This is a genomic window from Psychrobacter sp. CoH-33_TS_01, assembly GCF_058189395.1.
Genome location: NZ_JBVGQI010000001.1, coordinates 634,359 through 658,048 on the forward strand (window position 1 = coordinate 634,359; position 23,690 = coordinate 658,048).

A 23,690-nucleotide genomic window follows, 5' to 3' on the forward strand; every position below is an offset into this window, starting at 1 on the left:
GCGTTTCGCAGAATCTCAATCGCAAAAACGCAATCCGCACCGCAAACCCTGCTGTAAGGTTCGCATATCACAAGCTCACATGGTTAAACTCACGAATAGCAAGCGTTTGGAGTGAGTTATGTCGAGCAAAAAGAAACCAGATTGGGAAAAAATCGAGCTAGAGTATCGTGCTGGCGTGAAGACTATTGTGCAAATTGGCGCAGATCATGACGCAAAAGAGTCTACGATTCGCGCACGCGCAAAAAAGAACGGCTGGACCCGTGACCTGCAAACACGAATTAAGCTACGTGCAGACGAGCTTGTCAATCAAGATGCTATCCGCAGTGCTGCGCGCAAGATAGATAAGGCTGAGAACGAGACAGTCGATGAAAACGCACAGCTCATGGCATCGGTGCGTCTTAGCCACCGCAAAGACATTCATCGCTCAAGAATGGCGGCGATGACACTGCTCGGTGACTTGGAAGCAATGATTGGTGCAGACGGTCAGGCAGGCTTAGGTCAATTGCTAACAGCGCTAGTCAATGATGGTGATATAGAGGAAGGTGACTTTAGTGCTATTGATGCGTTCAAGCGTGCTACTGGCTTGTCGGCTCAAGTCGCTAACATGCAAAAGCTCGCAGACACTATGGTCAAGCTGGTTAACTTAGAGCGCCAGGCTCACGGCTTAGATGATAAAGACAATTCTCCAGTCGATGCACTCACGTCACTGCTGCACAGCATTGCCAATGCAAACGGCAATGCCTTTGGCGTGGTCAAGTCGGACCCTGATTATAAGGACGATGACGCACCCAGCAACACGCTTGGCGTAAAGAGCGATGTTGATGACTGACATAATCCACAATACAGACCTAAACCCACTGCCTACCGATGCAGCTGAGCTCGCAAGATGCTTAGCTGACCCGTACTGGCGGGTTTTTAGTGGCTGTCTGTATAAGATTATGATTAAAGGCGATGACGAGGAAGGCGTCGAAGCTGAAAGCTATGTCGTGCCGTTCAAGCCCAACGCCGCGCAAAAGAAGTTTGTCGATAGGCTGTGGCACCGCAATATCATCTTGAAAGCCCGTCAGCTTGGTTTTACTACGCTCATCGCTGTCATGTGGCTTGATCATGCACTGTTTAACGCTGACCAGCGCTGCGGCATCATTGCTCAAGACAAGAATGCCGCTGAGGTTATCTTCCGCGATAAAGTAAAGTTTGCCTACGACAACTTACCCACAGAGATACGCGAGCGCTTTCCCTTAGCTCGTGATAGCGCTATCGAGCTGCTGTTTGCTCACAACAACTCATCAATACGTGTCGCAACGTCTATGCGCTCTGGCACCATTCACCGTCTGCACATATCTGAGTTCGGTAAAATCTGCGCGAAGTTCCCCGAGAAAGCCACTGAGGTCATGACTGGCTCGATTCCTGCCGTGCCGGCGAGCGGGATATTGGTCATTGAATCTACAGCCGAAGGTCGCGAAGGCGATTTCTTCCGTCTCACCCAAGCCGCGCAAAAACACTTTTACTCACGCAAGAAGCTATCGAGCAAAGATTACAGACTGCATTTTTATGCTTGGTGGCAAGAAGAGAATTACCGTGTCAACTCGCGCACGGTCGATGTGACTGACGAAGAGCATAAGTATTTTGATGAGGTCGAGGTCATTGCCAAGCGTGACATGGGCATCGATATGAAACTCGATGCTGACCAGCGTGCTTGGTACGTGGCTATCAAAAACAGTGACTTCGTGGGCGCTGAAGAGCGCATGTGGCAAGAGTACCCATCGTTCCCTGATGAACCGTTCCAAGTGTCCACTGAGGGCAACTACTACGCTAAAGATATGCTGGCTCTGCGTAAGCGTGGCGGCATCTGTCAGATAGATGAGCTCGACGTGCCAGTAGATACATTCTGGGATATTGGTAATAAGGATGGCTGTGCTATCTGGTTCTTACAGCACTTGAATGGCCAAGACCGCTGGATTCGTTACTACGAAGCGCACAACGAGACGCTTAAGCACTATGTCGCTGAGCTACGCAGCTACGGCTATATTTTTGGTCGCCACTATCTACCGCATGACGCTGATCATAAGCGTCTATCTGATACCAACAAATCAACTCGTGAGATGTTAGAGGACCTAATGCCAGGTGAGACGTTCGAAGTCGTGCCGCTTATCTCTGAGCTCATGACCGGTATTCAGCAGACAAGGGCCGCAATGAAGTCCTACTACTTTGATGAGACAAACTGTCAGCTTGGTATCAAGCGCATAGAGAACTATAAGAAGCGATTTAGCAAAGCCGACAATCGCTATATCAACTTACCAAACAAGGCTAACGGCTGCTCAGAGGGCGCTGACGCATTAAGACAACACGCACAAGCAAAAGAGGCTGGCTTGCTAGAGCGGTCAGATAAAACACACACCTATGAAGAGCACGATGCCGATGACTGGCGCGTAATGTAGAGGATTGGATAATGATTAATGTGGCAACAGATTCGATAGCGGGTGTCGTGACAGATGCGGTAACAGACACGCTGTCTAGTGATCAGACAATAAGTCTCATTGAGTATCAAGAGATATTGCAGGAGGTCGAGCAGCAACCGGCTTGGCGTCGCATAGCTGACAGTGAGATGGATTATGCTGACGGCAATCAGTTAGATGGCGAGCTATTAAAAAAGCAGCGTGAGTTAGGTCTGCCGCCTGCGGTTGAAAACCTGATTGGTCCTGCATTGAGAGCCATTCAAGGTTATGAGGCAACTGTGCGAACAGACTGGCGAGTGACGCCCAATGGTGAGGTCGGCGGTCAAGACGTGGCTGATGCACTTAACTATAAGATTAACCAAGCTGAGCGCAACTCTAAAGCTGACAAAGCTTGCAGTGATGCGTTCGAGACGCAAATTAAGTGTGGTCTTGGATGGGTTGAAGTGTCACGTGAGACGGACCCGTTTAAATATCCTTATCGCTGCCGCAAGATTCATCGTAACGAAATCCACTGGGACATGACTGCAACCGAAGCTGACTTATCGGATGCTAGATGGTTGAGACGTGCTAAGTGGCTGCGGCCTGAGCGTATCGCTCTAGCGTTTCCTGAGCACAAGGAGCTTATCAATAGCCTGGGTAGATATGGTACTGACTGGTACACGATGCCCAACTTCGATGGCGGCTCTAGCACATCATTGCATAACGCTTGGGGCGAAGGTCGTAGTAATACGCTGCAAGAGGAGCGTTGGTACAATCCTACGAGTAAAGAGCTGTGCTTGTTTGAGTTATGGTATAGACGCTGGGAGTCAGTGCCGGTCATCAAGACGCCTGACGGTCGCGTCGTTGAGTATGACGAGAGCAATCACAATCACGTGATGGCTGTGGCTGCTGGCATGACCAAGCCTATTCTAGCTACGGTCACTCGTATGCGCCGCTCGTACTGGTTGGGCCCTCACTTATTAAGCGATAGCGAATCGCCTTACTCACACAATCACTTCCCGTACGTGCCATTCTGGGGCTTTCGTGAGGATGCAACCGGCATCCCTTACGGCTATGTGCGTGACATGAAGTATGCGCAGGACAGCTTGAATAGCGGCAATTCCAAGCTGCGCTGGGGAATGTCAGTCACACGTATTGAGCGCACCAAGGGCGCAGTTGCAATGACTGATGCTCAGCTGCGTCGTCAAGCTGCAAGACCCGATGCTGATATCGTGCTAGATGCCAAGCACATGAAAGAGCAGGGCGCACGGTTTGAAATCATACGTGACTACACGCTCACTGATCAGCACTATCAGATGCTACGTGACAATAGAGAGTCGATTAACCGCACCTCTGGTATTACTCCGAGCTTTCAAGGCGGTCAAGGTAATGCTCAGTCTGGCTATCAAGAGCAGCTGCAGGTTGAGCAAAGCAACCAAAGCTTGGCTGACATGATGGACAATTTCCGCGAAGCACGTAAGAACGTTGGTGAGTTATTGTTAGCAATGATTATCGAGGACTTGGGTAGCGAGCCGCAGACCGTGGTTATCACCGGCGATGCTGTGACCGAGGATAGAACCGTGGTCATCAATGCGCCTGAGCGTGACCCTGAAACCGGACAAGTCTATCTATCTAACGATGTGCAGAAGACACGACTCATGGTCGCCTTGGAAGACGTGCCGAGCACGAACAGCTATCGTGGCCAGCAGTTGAATGCATTCAGCGAAGCCGTCAAGTCTCTACCGCAAGATATGCAAGTGGCTGCTATGCCGTACATGATTGCACTTATGGACATCCCTCACAAAGAAAACTTTATTGAGGATATTCGCAATATGCAGCAGCAGATTACGCCTGAGCAGCTGGAAGAAGAGAAGCAGAAGGCTGCGCAAGAAGCACTACTCAAAGCGCACACTGAGCTTAAGGCTCGCGAGCTTGAGCTTAAAGAGCGCAAGTCTGAGAGTGAGATTAAGAAGATTGATGCTGAGTCTGTCAGTATCGGCGTCCAAGCCGCATACAGTGCTATGCAAGGCGGCGCTCAGATTGCACAGATGCCGCAGATAGCGCCAATTGCTGATGAGATTATGATGAGCGCAGGGTATCAATTGCCGAACCCCGGCGGTGTTGACCCCAACTACCCAACTGCTGAGATGCCAGTAGCACAGCAAGGCGAGTTGCCTGCGCCCGAGGTTGATGTGCAGAAGAACACTAGCCCGATGTTCCCACCGGTACCGCAGGATGGCGGCTCACCAATGCAGGGTATTGAGACGCCAACTATTGAGGATAATCTGCCAACGTAGTGGTAGAATGAGGACTGAATTATGCTTATAGTGATAGAGTTATTAATACTGATCTGGATTCCGGCCATGCTGATAGTTATGGGGCTGGCATTTCTACGACTAAGGCAAGATGCCAGGAGGGAGTGATGGCTAGGAAGCACAAGCCAAAACCTAAAGTTAAGTACGTGTCAAAGCCACCAACGCAGACTATCGCGCCACCAAGTATTGTCGGCAGACCAAAGACTGAGCAGCAAGAGCGCTTTGAGGAAAACTTTAAAAAGGCAGCCGATAGGTTTATGGGATTGAGTCCTGCTGAGCATAACAGCCTATTCATGGAGCTTGCCCGAGCGCTGACTGGAATGACGGCTGGACAGAACAAGGATGGCTATGAATGATTACCAAGAAATTGCACATGGGCGAGTTTAATGGCGAGCTAGAAATAGTTATTAGAGGTGGCGATGTTTATCTTACTGACATGGATGATGACGAATGTGTGCATATTCCTCGCAACAGGCTGCAAGACGTTCGAGATGCTATTGATTCAATGCTTGGGGATTATGATGTGCTGCCACGACATGAGATGTGAGGGATGGGATGGATATCTTTAAAGCGAATTTAGATGACAGTGTCCACTGGTTGAAAGTTGCCATGCGACAAGCGCAGGCGGATATTAAAAGTAATAAAAAAGAAATACATGAATTAAAGCTGGAAATTGATAGACTGAATAAAAGGATTGAAAGCCCTTCCAACTAACAAGTGTTTTACTGATAAGACATCTTGACTACTTAACCAACCAAAGAGGCAGTACCTATGAGTTTAACAACAGAGCAGACGTTGATGCAGGAAGTAGTGAATCTAATTTCTGATAAGTACACTTATCCTAAAACAGACCTTCTTATAAAAGACGCAGAGAAAATCACTAGCGCTATCCTAAACTATACTAATGAAAAGAAAGCTGACGAATAATACTTGTAATATTAACTCTTTAAAACCAAACCACCCTTCGAGGTGGTTTTTTTACGTCTGCAATATCCCACACCCCTGTAAGGTTCGCCAAACTTTCCTGATAACTATACATTCTCTTTAAGCCGCACGCTAAGCGGCGAAACCCTGTTTTTTAACGGTAGCCCTCCGACATGGGTAAAGGACAGAGATGACAGTTGATAGTAACGAATTTATTGAGAATAGCTTTAATGACGGCGATTGGACGCCCCAGCAGGCAGCGCAATACTTAGAGATGAGTATGAATGGCGATACCGTAGAACCTACGGATAGTGTTGAGACGCCAGACAACACCGATGCAGATGATGCGGCCGAGCCTAGTGTAGAGCAAGAGCCACCTGCCGATGATGCAGCTGCCGGCACGCCCGATGATACTCCTGAACCTGCGCCAGTTGATGATGCAGAAAAGGTAATCATGGCACGTGACGGTAAGCACACCATCCCTTATGACGTGTTAGTACGCGAGCGTGAGGAAAAGCAAGCGGCATTAGATGAGCTGGCTGCGATGAAAGCCGCTGTGCAAGACCAGACGCCTAGTAATACTGAGAAGACTCAGCATGAAAAGCAGATTGAGCTTGTGCAAGATGCAATCGAGCAGGGCGCTGATGCCAGTCTCTTTGGTGACTTTACCGAGGAAGACTTGGCAAAAGGCATCAACGAGCTTGTTGCCCAGCAAGTTGAGGCGCGTGTCAAAGCCGCGCTTGAACCTATGCATAAGCAGCAAGAAATGAGTGTTGCCGAAGCGCACATGAAAGCTATCTATGATGCTCACAATGATGCTGACTCTATTGTTGAGAGTCGTGAGTTTGGCGAATGGGCGGCAGCGCAGCCGTCTTACGCTCAAGCGGCAATCACCAACGTGATTCAGCAAGGCACCGCCGGACAAATTATTGAACTGTTCAATAACTTCAAACAATCAACTACTAGCACCGCTGAACCTGCCAAGGCTGATGATAAGCCGGTCGAGCAATCGACTGACGAGTTAAAAGCCAAGGCACGTGAGGCAATTAAGAACACCGCGCCTACTGTGCCGACCAGTCTAAGCGATATCCCTGGTGGGCATAAAGGCGCAACCAATATCACCGAGCAAATGGAGTCTATGTCAGCTTCCGATTTGGTCGAAACAATGATGGACTGGTCGCCTGAAAAGCGCGAGCAATACTTAAATAATCTCTAGGAGTGGCATAGATGGCTACCAAGACCCACGCCCCGTATGGGGATAAGAAAAATATGGTCGTACAAGCTGCTGGCTTGTTTGCGACCCACATGCATCGTAATGGCACGATGCAAAAACTCACAGGCAAGATGCCAAAAGGCACGGCAGGCGCTGAGGCAACTCTACGCAAGCAGACCACGCAGCATATGCCAATCGTTCAAGTCCAGGACTTAGGCAAAGGTACTGGCGATGAAGTCACGTTCCAGCTGCTTAACCCAGTAGGCGCTAAGCCAATCATGGGCAGTAACTTCGCTGAAGGTCGCGGTACTGGCATGTCATTCACTACTGACAAGCTGCGTGTTAACCAGGCACGTTTCCCAATCGATATGGGCGACTCAATGACCACCATTCGTTCGCCTGTGGATTTCCGTGCAGTCGGTCGTCCGGTCGCTGAAAACCTAATGGCTCGGTACGTTGACCAGTCATTGCTAGTGCATATGGCCGGTGCTCGTGGTCATCAAAACAACATCGAGTGGGTTGTACCTACTAAAGATGACCCTAAGTTCAACGAGATCATGGTTAACCGCGTTAAGGCGCCAACCAAGAACCGTCACTACTTAGCGATGGGCGATGGCATTCAGCAATTTAGCGAGACCGCCGGTGAGATTGATATCACCACGACCGACATGCTGAAGATGGACACGGTTGATTCAATGAAGTCATTGATGGACCAAATCGCTCTGCCGCCACCTATCGTGAAGTTTGAAGGTGATTCAATGGCAGATGATGACCCACTTCGCGTATGGATGCTATCTCCTGCTCAGTACAACAAGTTTGCCGCTGACCCAGCGTTCCGTCAATTCCAAGCCGCTGCTCTAGCACGTGCCGCACAAGCTGCTGGTCATCCGCTATTCAAAGGTCAAGCGGGTATCTGGAATGGCTTCTTGATGATTAAGATGCCACGCCCAATCCGTTTCTACGCAGGCGATGATATGCAGTATTGCACGTCATACACCAGTGAAGAAGAGGCTACTGCAGTAGTGCCAACCTCATTCGGTGAGAAGTTTGCGGTTGACCGTTCGCTCATCTTGGGCGGTCAGGCAATCGCTGAAGCTATGGGCGCTGCCAAGAACTCCGGCATTCCATTCTTCTGGTCTGAGAAAGAGCTTGACCACGGCGATAAAGTCGAGCTGCTTATCGGTGCTATTCGTGGCGTCTCTAAGATTCGCTTTGATGTTGACACTGGCAACGGCCATGAATTCACTGACTATGGTATTACGGTTGTTGATACAGCCGTTGATTCCTTCGGTCGCGGTAAATAAGGATTATAGATATGACTACTATCGCAACTAACAAGCCGACTATCACCAACTTCTTCACGTACACCGCGCCTTACGGCAATACCACCACGCTGGGCTTTAACGTCAAGACCAATGCTGATGGAAAAGTCGCAGGTAGCTCTGAAGCTGCACCGAAAGCCGGTGACGTTATCGAGCTTGGTGTGCTACCTGAAGGCTGGTGCTTGGCTGACGCTCAAGTGTTCGTCACTACTGGCATGACCGCTACCGTCACTGGCAGCTTAGGCTTTGCCTACACTGACGGCGAAGATGATGCTGACGTGCCACAAGACGATGAATACTTTATCGCTGCTGGTGCTGACCTGGCAACTGCCGGTCGTCTTCGTGCAGATGGCAGCAAGATTGTTATCTTGCCTAAGCCTGCCACGTTGATTCTAACCTTGGCTGGCGCGACCAACGCTAAGGCGTCCGACATTACTGTCACGGTATCAGGCGAGATGACTGGCGCAAACTAGCATCAATCCTCGATAAGACATTAACGATAAAGCAAATAGGCTGGCTGGTTTCAGCTAGCCTATTTTTTTAGGAGTAGTGAAGCTATGAGCAAGCAAGATGGAGTATCGATTAAGTACATTGGCAAACGGGAGCCGTGGCACGACCGGCTATACCGCACTGGCCTTGTCTTTGATTGCAATCAAGTGCGCACTATCCCTTGGGATATGGCCCGCAAGTTTTTACGTCACGAAGACCTGTTTGAAAAGGCGGTTGATGATGCGAAAGACAAAGGCGATAAAGCGGATTCGTCAGCAGCGAAGGATGATGATCAGGCTAGCGACGATACGCAAGCGCTGCTTGATGAGCAGACAGCTAAGAATAAGAGCAAGGATGACGAGCAGAAAGAACTGCAAGCCTTGTATGACCAAGTAAACGTTATGGATAAGGACGCCCTTAAAGATTTTGCGCTGAGCAAGTATCAGCAAAAAATCAATAAGTCGAAGTCTGAGGAAAATCTGCGTCAAGAAGTCATTGGCATGATTGACCAGTTTGGAGCGCCGTAATGACCTTATCTGAATTGATACGCAAGTTCCGTGTTGCTGCATTTGATATGGAGCAGCCGTATCTATTCTCTGACGAGGACATTACCGACTGGTTGAATGATGCGGAGAAGGAGGCGGCTATTCGTGGTCGCCTTATTCACGACTGCACCAATCCAGACGTATGCGTTATCCCAGTGCTGCCTAATGTAGCGGTTTACCCACTGCACAAGGTCTATGAGATAGAACATATCGGATTGCATCGCTCATTGGTCGAGCCTGACTATCGGCCTGAGACGTTGTACCAGGTATCACAAGAGGACGTTGCTGAGCTACATAGTGACTGGCGCACCAGTGCCGGCACGCCCGAATACGTCATCCAGTACGACCAAAGCATTCGCCTAGTGCCAATGCCAAGGGACGCGGGTTTCATCAAGCTAGAGGGCTATCGTGTGCCGCTTGCGCCTATGGTGCTGGGTACGGACGAGCCTGAGATTAATCCCATTCACCATGAGTATTTAATTTACTGGGCGCTTCACAAAGCTTTTAGCGTGCCAGATGCAGAGGTTCTTGATCCAAGCAGAGCTGCAATTGCCGAGGGGCAATTCACGGACTACTTCGGCATCAGACCTGATTCAGACTTACGGCGTATCACTCGCCACGATGTACCACACACCGTCAAACCATTTTGGGTTTAATTCACAAGAGAGGTAATTAGCATGGCTAATACGTTATACGATTCCGCGCGTAAGCGCTTCCTAGAGGGTCAGATTAACTGGATGACCGATACCGTCAAGGTGTTGCTTGTTGATACTGGCGCATATACACCACAGACCGGAACCCATGAGTACCTGTCAGACATTTCATCGTCTGCACGTATCGCAGGGCCAGTGACGCTGACAGCCAAGGCAACAACAGGTGGTGCGGCAGATGCGGCAGACGTTACGTTCACCAGTGTATCGGGTGCGTCTATCGAAGCCATTGTCTTGTACGTGGACTCTGGTAGTGAAGCGACCAGTGCACTTATCGCCTACATAGACACCGCAACTGGCCTCCCAATCACACCGAACGGCGGGGACATTGCCCCGTACAGCCTTGATGCTGTGAATAATAGTGCGTTTCAAGCTGTGGCATAAGCTTGAAAATGAATTGCGTGAAAACGGTGGAACACTCTCTGAGTCAATACCGTGCCAAGCCTCAATGCGAGGAAGGTGTAACGACTATCCCGAAAGGGAGTAGGGCCAAGCGGCTCGAAGCGCGCAACGGCTGCCACGATAAATAGCCGATGATATAGTCTGCTCTGCATGGCGACATGCAGCAGTCCTGCAAAGGACGGGAATGGAACTAGCGAGCCATTCTGAACGTTTGGTATTGTGACTTGGGACAACGGCGTTAACAAAATTTTTAAACTATAAATCAATAACTTACGTTAAGCACTCTTTATTAATAGGGTGCTTAATACGAGTGATGGGTAATAACACAGCCATCGAAAATAAAATCAAGGAGCTACGAGGTGACAGTTAAAACCAATAAGCCGCCCACTCAGATCGCTGGCGTGAATGGCTTTAATGCTCATGGTGTCATGGGCGAGGGTGAGCCGCAAAAAAGGATTGACTGGCCTAGCGTGGTCAGCCTTCCGCCATTTCAAATGTTCGCCTGCGAGCAGTCAGGGCAGACCAATGGCGATGCCGTTACCGCATGGGTCCAGACTCGAATTGCACTGATGGGTGATGTTGAGTTGTACGAGCAGTATGCGGAGTGGCATAGCAGCAAAGGCTTTTGGCCTAACGAGACGCCAACAGGAATGCTTAAAAAATAGGATTTGTCATGGGCTTTATTTCTAACATTCTCTCTTACTCGCCCTCGGTTTTTCTTGTGTTTAATAAGAATGGCGTAGTTAAAAATCTTGCTAACACAAGTATAAAGCATGAGGCGGTTGGAGGCATTAAACCGCAGCCAGTAAGCAAGACAATAACTCCATCTGCCGGAGGATTTGGTGGCGGTCTGTTTTTTGATGTTGATAATGGGCGAACCAAAGAGGGCTCGTGTGCATATAGGATTCGCTACGAGGCGGCAACAAAGGACCTGATACAGCCAAAGCAGGCTATCACCGTACTAATGACCTGCACAAAACCCAAAAAGGTTATGGCAGGCTCACTTGTATCATGCACAGAATTTGGCGGATGGAATATAGAAATGCTGAGTGATGGCAGGTTGATAGCTTATGTCAGGATTGATGGCCAGTACAGAACAGCAACAACATCAAGTCCGGTCAACATGGATGCTGATTTCAATATGTTAGTGCTGACCTACGATGGAAAAATCACCGCTCTTTACAACCACGGTCAAGTAATAGCTATATCTAGCGCCAGTTCTAACGCTGAAATTAGTTACAACACAGCCCCCGTAAACCTTATGATATCAGCCGAGGTGGACAACCTAGATGGCTACTCATCCATGATGGGGTTGGCTGTGGAGCATATGGCCTTGATTCCAAACGTCGCACTGAGCGCAGAAATCATATCTGATATTTACGATGAAGCTGTTTCAGTCAGAGGCTTTAGCGGAACGCTTTTGCACGATGATGGTACGGCTGGTAGTGTGGTTAGAGTGAGGTCTTGGTCTGGGGATGCGGCAACAAAAAAAGAAACCGACGGAGCAACACTTGATGTTGCGGTAGATGCCGAGACTGGATTTTGGAGCGTTGACGCCCCTCAAGGGAACTATGAGCTTGTCATGGTTGGCAAGGAGGGTTATGAGCCTATAGCTCACGGCCCCATGCAGCCACTATAAAGGATAGCCGTGATAATAAATACAACGCTTAGGGGTGGATATACACCACCTGATAGTCATGACTTTGTATTTTTGCTTGGCAATAAAGATATTAGTTTTGTTGCTCTTGACGGCATTGCATCATCACTAGAGTTCGGAAGCGCAACTGCGAGCAACTCAACTCGCTATCTATCCGCAGAGGGCATTGTCAGCACAGACAGCCTAAAGGATTCACACCAAAGCGTGCGCCTGGCTTATGTAAAGTTATACCCTAGCGCAATCCGTCCGGGTGCGTATAAATCCCCGGCTGCAAAGAACGGCAACCAGACAACACTATTCACGCCAACGCTAAAAACTCGTGCGCATGGGTCTGTGGTTTCACTGGGCGCTACTCCGTCGCCACAGGTAAAGAAAGATTCGGGTTTTGAGATAGAACCAATAGGATTTCGCCGAAACAGAGCTGGCGTGCCTAGCATTAAGCTAAATCTATCAGTATTAACTCCATCAGGAATTGCGCCTAAACTTACTCTGGGCAATGCGCAAATAAACAACAAAACGCCATCTGTATTTATCAAGGGTATTGCAGCTCCCGAGTTTACAACTCAGATGGTAAGTCATAGAAACAGGGAGGTTCGCACCAAACCCCTTGATAGTTACCTGTCTGGCTATCCGACTGTCACTAAGCCGCCAGAGCTAGCACCACGCGGTATTCGCAGTAGTAATTTTAGCGAGCCGAACATATCTAACAAAAATAGATATGTACATCTTGATGGTCTTGCGCATTCAAAATACGGGGCAGTGATCGCAAGACTAAGGAACGCCTATGTAGCAACAAGGTCTCACGACTCTTTGTATGTTGCCCGTCCATGGGTGTCAGATGCAATTCGCTATGTTTTTCCTGCTGGTTCTTTTGCTGAAATATTTGGCGGGTCTTGGGCTAGCCGTGGTGTGCGCTTCTTGCTGCCAACGTCAGTTAATCCACCACCTTACGCTGTCCAAAAAATCAGCCGCAAGATAATAATAACCCCTATTGGCTACGAGGCAACGCTATGGGGCTCTCGCATTACACCTTTTAGCACTACGTTATACCCACTAGGCGCTATTGGCGCTCATGGCAATCCAGTCGTGCAGCTTGGAACGAACTACATAAAACCGAAAGGGTTTATTAGTGTTGGGCAGCAGCCTGGCGATAGATGGGGCTGGCATATAGCCTACAACTCAACTCAGTATATAAACCACTACTTCGTGCCTGACGATGGACTTGTTCCACCAAAGTGGTCTGAATGGCAATCAGTAGAAAATAGAAATAAAACGATTGGTGTCATTGGGTTTAGCTACTCAAAACACGGTTACACCTACATACAGAACAACGCCAGACTATTGCAGCCAAGAGGTGATGTGCTTTTGCAGTACGGCTCTCTCATGGCGGCCTATCGCATCAGACACATCAATCCAGAATCCATAGTTTATCCAGGTATGAGTTCGTGGGGCATTGTCCGTAACTCGGCACGAATCCTTAGTCCGGCAGGCATTGCTCATACAGTGTTCGGTGGCTGCGAGATAGTAAACACCAGGAGATACTACAATCGAATAGGAAACTTTGAGTCACTTGAGTTTGGCCTTGGTATGGTTGCTGAGCGAGTAAGGGCTATCAGTATTGAGGCTAGGTATTCCATAGCGCCAGCGATCATTAGACTCCCTGTAGTGGATAACCTAACGAAATACATCGATCTTAGCGGCTATGAAGATTCAGCTTATGGGCAGCCGGCACTATCAATACACTTTAATATCATTGCGCCTAAATGGGTTCACAGAGAGAAGCCTGGTTCGCCAGCGCTGAAAAACCTGACGCCAGAGCTATTAACTCGTGGGCACGACAGTAGTGAGTTTGGCATAACTGCAATTAGAACTCAGTGGCGAGAGCTTGTAGCTAGTGGTGATAGGCAGGCGCTAATTGGGCTGCATAAAATATCTGACACCAAGCAGTCTATTACTGTTCGTGGCTGGATTGCTACAACAGCACCTCAAGGACATAAGCTAACAAGGCTAAGCACAAACCCCTATGTCACTCAATATGTATGGCTTAATAACGAATCGGGCAATGATGTTGAGCATGGAATAAAACCACCAGTCAACCAGCTGCCCAGGCCTGGATTAAATCAAAATGTTCTTTACGTGAATGCCATAAACTCCCAGTCGTTTGGCGCACTATCAATCCGAACAAATCATATTATTATTGATTCTGGTATTGCGATTCACAACATATCTAACGATACGCTTGTGTATAACAAGAGGACTTACATTTCCAAGGCAGGCGCAATAAATTCAGGCACAGCGCTAGGAAAGCCAAGGCTATCTCCGCATACAATATGGGCGGTAATGGAAGCGCCACCACAGGCGATTGACAATCATAAATCAGGAACAAGCAGGCACTATGTAGGAGACGCTGACGGCAAGGGAGTTGGCGCTAGGCTCGGAAAGCCGGTTGTGGAGAGTAGTATTAGACACATTCGACCGACCGACTCGACGCATCAACCAAGCAGTCGCATTGGAAGGCCCTTGCTAGATCTACGCAAGAGAATAATAAAAACAGATTCTTTCAGAGTGTCAAGGTTCGGAGTTCCCTCAATACCATTCACGCCGCAGTCTATCGGCTTGCTCAGCGGTATTCATAATAACGTCTTTGGGACAGCGGTTTTCAATCGCCCGCCATATCTAGGGCCTTTATATATATCACCAAAAGGACTGCTAGCAAATTCTTTTGGCCGTCACGATGCCAGCAACCTCACAAGATACCTGTCCGCCATGGGTAGCAATAGTCTGCAGATGGGGTTGTCCAAACCTCGTGACACTCCGTTTATGTGGCAAGGGCTTCGCATAGGTGAGCACGTGCCGCTAGTGATAGGTGGCTATGATTCGCTAGTGTTCGGCACTACTACCGCTTGGCATAAGATTCGAGGGCTGCAGCCTGATGGCTTTAATGCGTTCTCCAGTGGTTATGAGTTATCCAACTTCCGTGGTCGCATGACGGTATCTAATGCAACGCTGCCAGAGGACGTAGTATTCGAGATAATAGTGCCGGGTCGTGAGGGTTCAGTAATTGGACAGCATGGCGTTAAACTAGGACAGCACTTTATACGGCCAGACGGCAACTCAGAACAATTCAGAAAAGGAGCATGGTAACGTGCCTATTACAAAGCTATTTCCATGCTTCGGCATGAATACCGCCACAGAAGATAGCGGCCTAGTCATAGGCGGCAAAGCGCCAGGCGTTTACTTCCGTGACATTGTAAACACCAACGTCACACCAGCAGGTAAGCTCGACATGGTGCCAAGTGGTGGCAGGGTATCAGACACACCCTATCGCTACTTATGGCAAAGCCCACTACACAAAGATACCTTTGCTATGCTAGATGGTGACTGGGTTAAGGTTGCGCCTGGGGCATGGACTCACGAAGTCTTAGCATCTATTGGCGCAGGACCTCTTTATCACACCATGCTGAATAACCAAGTGTGCGTATCTAGCAAGCATGAGCTCTATATCTACAATGGGGTAAGCGCTGAGCCGCTGACCATTGCAACACCTCCGCCACCATCAGGTGGAGCGCCTAGCGATAGTAAAGAGCCGTTTAGAAACGTCGCTATATCATGGTGCCGTGGAAACCTTGAGTCCGGCTTATCGAGCTTTGCTAGAGTTGGCAATGGCGAGGTCGGCATTAACCTGCCAATGGTTACTGACCCGACAATCACCCGAGTTAATATATACAGCACACAGCCTGGCGGCACAGACCTACAGCTGGCAGGAAGCAGAAGCCCATCAAGCACAGGGTTTAGTTTTGCCAAAGAGCACAAGCTAGGCCGCGCCGCTGCGTTCAAGCACCTATCTCCAATGAAGCCCGGTAAGTATCTTAGCTACTGGCGCGGTCGATTGCTCACAGCCACAGGTAACGTGTTGCGGTTCTCAGAGCCGCTAGCGTATCACTTGCACGATGAGCGCCACGGATTCATTCAGACACCGCAGCGGATAACCTTTGTTGAACCGGTGGGCGATGGCATATGGGTCGGACAAGTTGACCACGTGCTATTTCTACAGGGTCAATCGCCTAGCGATATGTCAGTGGTGGTCAAGAGTGCAATGCCGCCAGTGCCGGATAGCGCAGTACAGGTTGATAGTGAGGTTGTGGGTGAGTTATCAGCCGGTGGCGATATGGTTGCAGTATGGCTTTCCAGTAATGGTTATGTGGCCGGCAATAGCATGGGTCAGATGGTTGAGTTTCAGGCAGGCAAGCTTGACGGCATTACCGCCAGCACCTCCACCACTGTAAGGTTAGCTAGGAGAATGGTGACGTTGGTAAGCTAGCGACGGTTAACCAAATTCTAAAGGAGCTATAACCGTGACCGACCTTAATCAAAAGCTAGCACAGTCTATGGAAAGTGGTGAGTACGAAATCACCAATGACGGCATCTTATTCCCCGAGCATGGCATCCTAGCCCAAGGCGAATACTTCGACCGTATCAACGGTGGTGAATGGAAAGCCACAAAGAACTTAATCACCGATCAGGGCTTAGCCCATATCCTAAACGTAGCATTGGGTACCACGCCTAAGCCTACAGGTTATTATCTAGCACTATTCTCAGCTGCTGCAACACCGCAGTCATCTTGGACAGCAGCATCGTTTGCCAGCACTGCATCTGAGATTGTCAGTATGACCGAGGGCTATTCAGACGCCACTCGCCCTAAGTGGAACCCAACAAACGCCACGACCAATTCCATTGACAACATGACGACCGTTGCCAAGGTGACAATGAAGACAGCATCGCAGCTAACAGTCCAAGGCGCGGCAATGCTAACCAACAGCTCACGTGGCGGCACCAGTGGCGTTCTAATCAGCGCAACCAAGTATGCAGCCCCTCGCGTATTCCAAAACGACGATACCTACGAGATTGGCTATCGTATCAGCTTGACGCTATAACACCATGCACCAGGGCAGACCTTATGGCCTGCACGTAGTTGGATTGCCGCTGACAGATATGGACCAAGCGTTCATAGACGCAACGGCAAAGCGCATTACCAATTTAAAAAGCGTGTCTGGCGTGGATAGCATGAAGATGGTTTATGACCTGCCGGACGGTGGGTATGTCATCATGCAAGATATGGGTGGTAACTTTCGAGTTATCGCCCATAAGCCACTTCCAGATGAAAAGGTTTTGTTCGATGGTATCGCTACCGACTTTATCCCTATGCTCTACTCAGGCTCTATCACCAGAGCAGTCGTTGCTGATAGCGAGGGCGTAGGGATAAGGCTTACCAAGACTACGCGTCACAGACTTAGACATTACAATCCCAACGACTCCGAACCTCCCAAAGACGTTGCTCTGCACAGATTCCGCGTTAGTTACGACTACGCCTTTCAAGAGTTCATGACAACCGACTCCCGATTCCTTCGCACGCAATACACTCAGTTAAGGCCCACGTGGTACTCAGGCGCAATGGCTGAGGTCATGCAAATAGTGGGCGGCTATGGAATTCAAGATACCGCCTATCTGCCTGACACGTCACTAGAGCGTGCGCAATTAATGCTGCCACCAGAAGTTGTGAAGAGCATACGAGAAGAGATGGGCACTGGCTTGAGACTGCCAGGGTTTACTGGACTGCCAGATGCGGGTGGCAAATTTAAATACGATTATAAATTCAACAAAACAAACGCAATTGGATTTGATGACAATAGAAAGCCATGGCTTCTGCAGATTGCAGCCAATGGCGTTTGGGCTATGCCTTTGCCTATTATCCCTGCCACAGCCACCGCGGCCTTTAGGCGCTACATGGAAGAGGTGGGCGACGACGAGATATTAAAGATACTCGATAGATTCGGTGCCATGCCAAGTGGCGAGACGTTCCCTGCGGGTAATGAATTTCAGTCATGGCGCAGGGCTGGCGTGATTATCAAGGTATGCGATAGCTCAGACTTCTATAGTCACATTGCCTACAGTAGTGCGTGCGGCTGGTCAGTCAATGAGCGTGGTGACGAGGGCTATAACACTTGTTACGACTACTACGACGATGAAGGGCTAGGCTATGGGCTGACCTACAAGCTAAAACTGTATTTAAAATCATCTCCAGCATACACAGGCGCACCGCCAGCCAGTCTTGATGGTAGCGACTTGCGCACTCAAAAGGTTGCAAGGTACATGGAGGCTTTGCTGCCGACCGTTGGTACAAACACTGGTGACGCTAGAGCTACGCTGTACAAGCTAAGGCGAATGACGTTCGACCAACTTTATGATAGGGCTATTTACCATAAAGGCGAAGAGGACTTGGAGTATTGGCGCAATTTAGAAGTCGAGCCGATAGCAGCGCATTCCGGCAGTATCACAGAGGTCTATCGTGGGTATCTATACCATCCAGCTAAGTTTGCATACCAGCCACAAATTAAGTTCCCCGAACCTTTTGCTGGCGGCTGCCTATCGCATGACTTTCTGCCACTAGAGAATGGGCGCTTTAAAGACAAGTACCCAAACAGCGATACCATAATGTACGCCTACTATGAGGAGAATAGCTTAAAAACAATTAAGTATTTCATCGACTGGGGAAAGTACGAACAAGAAACCGAAAGTAATTATGAGTCATACATGACGGTCGGTAACTGGTGGAAAGAAGAGACTGCGGGGTTTAGTGAGTTGCAGGGTTATTTTTATAGCTCTGATATTGATGACAGAGAGATTGTCGCACCATCAACAACAAGCACGGCTATCGAAGGCAGGGATCGTGGTTATGACGCAAAGCCATTCTTCTCTTTCAATGACTTTTTCTCAAAAGCTGGAACGATGTGGCGCAACCGATACTTCACACATAAGACCAGCACAACCAAAATTGATGGCAGAAGCCTCGCTCTATCCGTTTGCATGCCTTACCTTTGCCGCAATGCAGCCATTCATACGAAAAAAGAAGAATCCGCAACTAGAATTGATAGCGAGATGATAGCACTCAAGTCTATACAAGACCCAACGTCATATAAATACTGGACGTTTCATTTTGATTTAGCATGGGCTGGTGGAACTGGCGTGGATAACCCCAAGGGCAACCCCTATCCAGTTGACGGCTCACCTGTTTGGGTGGAAGAGGCGGTCTATAGTCCGCATCCGTCAAATGACTTTGCCAACAATGGGCCGTGGATTACATCGCTACCCCAAGACTACACATGGTTAATCCATCCCAATAGCAACGAATGGCATCATATGGGAGGTGGTGGCCCTCCAGTGGTGCAGACATACTCAACATCGAAGACAGTTAGCGGAGTGGAGTCAGGCATGGTTCGACTGAGCTTTGCCAACAACGTTGATTTGATTAATAAAAACATTCCTGATGGTGGTTATTACACCAGCTCTCCAACAGAATTTGGAAACATATTTTACAGGGATGCCGCCAAGGTTGTGTTCGGCGATGCTACCTATCGCAATGTATCAGAGCCTAGCGCAAGGTCAGCACGCGCATTTTGGGGCAGCTGCAATGTTGCTGACAATAAATTAGCACACCATTTTATCGGAGTAATCAATGAGTGATTATAGAGACGACACGCAAGAAACTGTGGTGGCTAGCGACAAGTTGATCAGCGGCTTTATGACCACTGCAGAAAGCCTTGCCAAATTATCCAGCAGCATATTTTTTGGTATAGCAATTCTATTGGCCGATACCGCAGTTGCTAGTAACGAGGTTATAGATTCTAGTACATATGTCTTTAGCGATAGCGCTGTGGCGTCTGACCAAGTTTTAGATACTGCAAATCTAAAAACCATCATAACTGAAAGCGTGCGAGCGCAAGACAGTATCGGCAACACCCTATCATGGCTGCACATAGACAGCGCCACGGCGTCAGATAACTTGCTGCAAGGCACACTAGGCAGCGTCAATAGCGACTCCGCTACCATTGCATCAGAAGCTATTGAACAGCGCACAGCGCATAGCTTAGTGACTGACAGCGCTGTGATATCTGACAGCCTGAGCTCAGTTAGCGGCGACATTGTTGTAGATAGCGCCACAGCATCTAGCGAAATGGTGGAGCGTCTATCTGCAAAAGATATTGTTATTGAACAGGCCACAGCATCGAATGAGCAGGTAGGCTCAGTCCTATCGCTGATTACCGAAAGCGCAGCGGCTAAAGACGATGCTACTGGTAAGCGCACTGTGGCGCATATTATCATTGATAACATCAAGGCGCTTGATACCCTACTGTTCTCCCGCAGTGATGAAGCGGCTGATATGTTGACCACCTCCGATGACACTAACGACCATCTAGCAGCAATATCGCTGACCAATGAGCAAGTCACAATTGCCGACTTGGTACTAGATGCCATCGTGCAATCAAACATCATCGATGAGTCAGTCCAAGCATTTGATCAGGTCATTGACGCAATGCAGGCGAGCGACTTACCTCAAGATGCAGTTGTCATTGAAGACGCGCTGGTAAACGTGGGCGGATTCCGAGCTCATGCTTGGACTGCCAACATAGACTCATGGGCAATGAGCCGTTACGACCCCTACAACTTTAGCCGCATTGTGGTGATTGATGGCGTGCTATATGGCGAAGCTGAGGACGGCATCTACAACTTAGAGCAAGCGCAGTCAGTGGTCGCAGCAAAAGTTAAGACCGGCAAGATTGATTTAAGCGGCAGTGCTTTAACCCATCCAATAGCTGCCTATCTTGAATATGAGCTGGACGGCACATCAAGCATGACAGTTGGCACAACACAGAAAGGCTATGAGCAGCACTACACCTATGTGCTGCCTAGTGAGATTGCAGGCGAGCTGACGAATGGCCGCTTTATTTTTGGTCGTGGCTTGCGTGGCAGGCACTTTAGCTTTGAGCTTGAGATGGTCGGTACACATGGGCACATTAATGATTTAACCGTGGAGCACGCAGCCACTAAGCGGAGAGTATAGATATGGCTATTGGGGCAGCAGGTGAAGCCAGTAACATCATCGGTCAGGCAATCAGAACAGTGGAAGATAAAATCACCACACTAGATAGATTGTCTGATAAGTACAACAATCAATTGTCAATGTCACTAAACTCTATTGCAGACATTAAGGTCGGCGATGTAGCAGCGCCTATCAGGCCACCAGTACCGGAAGCACGTGTGCCGGATGCCGTGCTAGGCGAATTCCCGGTTTATACCTCGACACAACTTGAAGTGCCACAGCTACCCGAAATGGCAGACATAGGTTACTTGTTGCAAGATTTGGATATTAGCGACTTAGGGCCTATGCCAGATGCACCTGAATCCATGGTCATCTCTACGCCGCAAGCGCCAAGCATTGACGCTATCTATCTACCAGCACGTCCTGAAATAAGCACGGAAGTGTCATTCCCATCCGTGCCGATGATAGCGGATATCAATCTGCCTGTAAGAAATGCCAGTACAATCAATATCGATATTCCTAGTGCGCCCACAATCAACGATGTGGACATGCCGGCTCGGCCTGACATTAATCTTGATATCGGCCTGCCTGATGCACCAGTGCTTAGCTCGCACGAAACACCGGATGAGCCATCGTTCGATATGGCAATCAACCTGCCAACAATGGAGGCTATCGATAAGGCTGTAGCGCCGGTTCGTCCAAACGTTAATCTCGACATCCAAGTTCCAGAGGTGCCAGAGATCACACTTCCCGAGCTTGATACGCTAGAGAGCATTGTCATACCGGACTTTGAGATGCCAGAACTTGAGCTGTCCGATGCACCCGATGCGTCAGAGCTTGAGCCTATGGAGTTCGAGCCTGAATGGTGGGATGAGTCGGCGGTTAAATATGAGCCGGCAATGCTTGAAGACTTGCTCTTTGTGGCACGGGATATGCTGACTAGGCCTGAAAACTTCGGACTGCCAGAGCCGGTGGTTAAGGCGTTATTCGATAAGCCGCGTGAGCGTATCAGTCAAGAGGTCGAGCGCTCAGTTCAAGAAGCCACCGATACATGGGCGTCACGTGGATTCTCTATGCCGCCTGGTATGCTAAACAAACAAGTCAATATTGCACGTGCCGAGGGCCAGCTAAAAGTCGCTGAGATTAACCGCGATATCTTTATTGAAGCCAGTAAGATGCAAGTTGATGCCTTAAGATTCGCAGTAGAGAAGGGCATGGCGCTTGAGCAGATGATCTACAACATGCACATGGATACCGTGAACCGCTTGTTTGAAGTGGCCAAGTACAATGTCGAAGCACAGTTTAGATTGTACGAGTACCAGTTCACATTATTCCAGGCGCAGAACGAAGGCTTTAAAATCCTAGTCGATGTTTACAAGACCAAGCTCGATGCCTTTATAACGCACATGAAAGCACAGATTGACGCACAGCTAGCTAAAGGTCAGCTGAATCAGATGCTACTTGAGCAGTATAAGACACGGCTTGCTGGCGTGACTGCCAATGTCGAGCTGTTCAAGCTTAAGATGCAAGGCGTGCAGATGCGCACCGACGTTATCAAGACGCAGTTTGACGCATACCGCACCGATATGCAGGCATACGCTGAGCAGCTGGGCGCTGAGCGCATCAAGCTAGAAGTTTTCGATACTCAGATGCGTGGCGAGCAGACTAAGGCTAGTATTGCTCAGACGCAAGCAGGCATTTATGCCACTCGTGTACAGGCTTATGGCGGCAAGCTTGAAGGCGAGCGCTTAAAGCTTGAAGCCTACAAGGCACAGATTGATGGTGAGCAGGCACGTCTTGGCGTTGCTGATACGCAGACTAGAATCTTTGCAGCTGATATCAACGCCTACACTGCTGCGCTTGGTAGCGAGAAAATGAAGGTCGATATCTACGAAGCCGGACTTCGTGGTGAGCAGATTAAAGCATCCATCATGGACACTGAGGCTAAGATTTACGAGACCGATGTTCGCGCCGCAGTGTCTAAGTCTGAGATTGAGAAGCTAAAGCTGGCAGGTTTCGAGTCTGAGATTAAAGCTGAGCAAGCCAAGCTTGCCGTAGCAGATACCCAGGCTAAAATTTACTCAAGTGAAGTAGATGCTTATAAAGCACAGATGGAAGGTCAGCGAGTTAAGTTTGACGCCTACGACAGCCAAGTTAAAGCTGAGGTATCAAAGGCTCAGATTTATGACAGTCAGGTTAAGGCATACGCCAGCCGCCTGCAGAGCTATGTCAATCAGGGTGACATTCAGGTCAAGCAGTCACAAATCAAGATGGACGTAGCTCGGGCTTATGTCAGTAAGTACACGGCTGATATCGATGGATTCAAAGCCAGTCTGCAAGCGAATCTTAGTGAAGTGCAGTACAACACTGAGGTATTTAGAGCAGGGGTTGAGGCATGGCGTGCGCAGTCTGCCGCCAATGTCGCCGATGCTGAGATGCAATCACGCTACGTGGATATGAATACGCGCACCAATATTGCCTATGCTGAAATGCAGATGGGTGAGTACAAGGCGAAGATGGAGTTGTCTATTCAGCAGGCACAGATTGCACTCGAAGCCGCCAAGGCGTCTGGTCAATACTCAGCACAGCTCGCAGCTGGGGCGATGAGTGCGGCGCACGTGTCGGCTAGTATTAGTGGATCGGGCACTGCTAGCGTTTCTTCCACTGAGAGCGTTGGTGAATCTACGAACTACAATTATGGCTATGGCTAGGAAGGTGATTGTTTTTTTAAAGAAGCCCTGCAATATGCAGGGCTTTTTGTTAGTCGTCAAAAAATACATAACCTATAAATATCGCGGTA

21 protein-coding genes are annotated in these 23,690 nt (G+C 49.0%); all 21 read left to right on the forward strand.

Annotated elements, in window-relative coordinates; genetic code table 11:
• The first annotated feature begins 118 nt into the window (after window positions 1–118).
• The 21 genes from ACZ2XM_RS02735 to ACZ2XM_RS02835 all read left to right on the forward strand — a co-directional run bounded on the left by ACZ2XM_RS02735 (window position 119) and on the right by ACZ2XM_RS02835 (window position 23,601).
• Window positions 119–829 (forward strand): hypothetical protein, encoded by a 711-nt coding sequence (locus ACZ2XM_RS02735; RefSeq protein ID WP_490588362.1) that lies wholly within the window; start codon window positions 119–121, stop codon window positions 827–829.
• The gene (locus ACZ2XM_RS02740) at window positions 822–2,438 is read left to right on the forward strand and encodes a terminase (protein WP_490588361.1); all 1,617 of its coding nucleotides are present in this window, start codon (window positions 822–824) and stop codon (window positions 2,436–2,438) included. Before ACZ2XM_RS02735 ends, ACZ2XM_RS02740 begins: the two co-directional genes overlap by 8 nt.
• Window positions 2,439–2,449: 11 nt before the next feature.
• A complete protein-coding gene (locus tag ACZ2XM_RS02745) occupies window positions 2,450–4,732 on the forward strand; it encodes a portal protein (RefSeq protein ID WP_490588360.1) in 2,283 nt (760 codons plus the stop codon).
• Between the two features lie 125 nt (window positions 4,733–4,857).
• Window positions 4,858–5,106: a hypothetical protein gene (locus ACZ2XM_RS02750; RefSeq protein WP_490588359.1), complete on the forward strand. Its 249-nt coding sequence runs from the start codon at window positions 4,858–4,860 to the stop codon at window positions 5,104–5,106.
• Window positions 5,103–5,297, forward strand: coding sequence for a hypothetical protein (locus ACZ2XM_RS02755; RefSeq protein WP_490588358.1), 195 nt, complete (start codon window positions 5,103–5,105; stop codon window positions 5,295–5,297). The genes ACZ2XM_RS02750 and ACZ2XM_RS02755 overlap by 4 nt, the downstream gene beginning before the upstream one ends.
• A gap of 8 nt (window positions 5,298–5,305) precedes the next feature.
• Complete coding sequence (locus ACZ2XM_RS02760; protein ID WP_490588357.1) at window positions 5,306–5,464, forward strand: hypothetical protein; 159 nt, start codon at window positions 5,306–5,308, stop codon at window positions 5,462–5,464.
• A gap of 57 nt (window positions 5,465–5,521) precedes the next feature.
• Window positions 5,522–5,677 carry a hypothetical protein gene (locus ACZ2XM_RS02765; RefSeq protein ID WP_490588356.1) on the forward strand — a complete coding sequence of 52 codons (156 nt, stop codon included), beginning with the start codon at window positions 5,522–5,524 and terminating at the stop codon, window positions 5,675–5,677.
• A gap of 187 nt (window positions 5,678–5,864) precedes the next feature.
• Window positions 5,865–6,890, forward strand: coding sequence for a hypothetical protein (locus ACZ2XM_RS02770; RefSeq protein WP_490588355.1), 1,026 nt, complete (start codon window positions 5,865–5,867; stop codon window positions 6,888–6,890).
• Window positions 6,891–6,901: 11 nt separating this feature from the next.
• A complete protein-coding gene (locus ACZ2XM_RS02775; protein WP_490588354.1) occupies window positions 6,902–8,191 on the forward strand; it encodes a N4-gp56 family major capsid protein in 1,290 nt (429 codons plus the stop codon).
• An 11-nt stretch (window positions 8,192–8,202) separates the two neighbouring features.
• Window positions 8,203–8,682 (forward strand): hypothetical protein, encoded by a 480-nt coding sequence (locus tag ACZ2XM_RS02780; protein WP_490588353.1) that lies wholly within the window; start codon window positions 8,203–8,205, stop codon window positions 8,680–8,682.
• An 84-nt stretch (window positions 8,683–8,766) separates the two neighbouring features.
• Window positions 8,767–9,225: a hypothetical protein gene (locus ACZ2XM_RS02785; protein ID WP_490588352.1), complete on the forward strand. Its 459-nt coding sequence runs from the start codon at window positions 8,767–8,769 to the stop codon at window positions 9,223–9,225.
• Window positions 9,225–9,899 (forward strand): phage adaptor protein, encoded by a 675-nt coding sequence (locus ACZ2XM_RS02790; protein WP_490588351.1) that lies wholly within the window; start codon window positions 9,225–9,227, stop codon window positions 9,897–9,899. Before ACZ2XM_RS02785 ends, ACZ2XM_RS02790 begins: the two co-directional genes overlap by 1 nt.
• Before the next feature lie 21 nt (window positions 9,900–9,920).
• A complete protein-coding gene (locus ACZ2XM_RS02795) occupies window positions 9,921–10,337 on the forward strand; it encodes a hypothetical protein (RefSeq protein WP_490588350.1) in 417 nt (138 codons plus the stop codon).
• A gap of 377 nt (window positions 10,338–10,714) precedes the next feature.
• Window positions 10,715–11,020, forward strand: a complete 306-nt coding sequence (locus ACZ2XM_RS02800; RefSeq protein ID WP_490588349.1) for a hypothetical protein — start codon at window positions 10,715–10,717, stop codon at window positions 11,018–11,020.
• Window positions 11,021–11,028: 8 nt separating this feature from the next.
• Window positions 11,029–11,994: a hypothetical protein gene (locus tag ACZ2XM_RS02805; RefSeq protein ID WP_490588348.1), complete on the forward strand. Its 966-nt coding sequence runs from the start codon at window positions 11,029–11,031 to the stop codon at window positions 11,992–11,994.
• Between the two features lie 9 nt (window positions 11,995–12,003).
• Window positions 12,004–15,156: a hypothetical protein gene (locus ACZ2XM_RS02810; RefSeq protein ID WP_490588347.1), complete on the forward strand. Its 3,153-nt coding sequence runs from the start codon at window positions 12,004–12,006 to the stop codon at window positions 15,154–15,156.
• Between the two features lies 1 nt (window position 15,157).
• Window positions 15,158–16,333, forward strand: a complete 1,176-nt coding sequence (locus tag ACZ2XM_RS02815; protein WP_490610514.1) for a hypothetical protein — start codon at window positions 15,158–15,160, stop codon at window positions 16,331–16,333.
• Between the two features lie 67 nt (window positions 16,334–16,400).
• Entirely contained in the window at window positions 16,401–16,946 is a 546-nt protein-coding gene (locus tag ACZ2XM_RS02820) for a hypothetical protein (RefSeq protein WP_490588542.1), read from the forward strand.
• A gap of 58 nt (window positions 16,947–17,004) precedes the next feature.
• Entirely contained in the window at window positions 17,005–19,533 is a 2,529-nt protein-coding gene (locus tag ACZ2XM_RS02825) for a hypothetical protein (RefSeq protein WP_490588345.1), read from the forward strand.
• Window positions 19,526–20,911: a hypothetical protein gene (locus ACZ2XM_RS02830; RefSeq protein ID WP_490588344.1), complete on the forward strand. Its 1,386-nt coding sequence runs from the start codon at window positions 19,526–19,528 to the stop codon at window positions 20,909–20,911. The genes ACZ2XM_RS02825 and ACZ2XM_RS02830 overlap by 8 nt, the downstream gene beginning before the upstream one ends.
• A gap of 2 nt (window positions 20,912–20,913) precedes the next feature.
• The gene (locus tag ACZ2XM_RS02835) at window positions 20,914–23,601 is read left to right on the forward strand and encodes a hypothetical protein (RefSeq protein ID WP_490588343.1); all 2,688 of its coding nucleotides are present in this window, start codon (window positions 20,914–20,916) and stop codon (window positions 23,599–23,601) included.
• The last annotated feature ends 89 nt before the right edge of the window (window positions 23,602–23,690 follow it).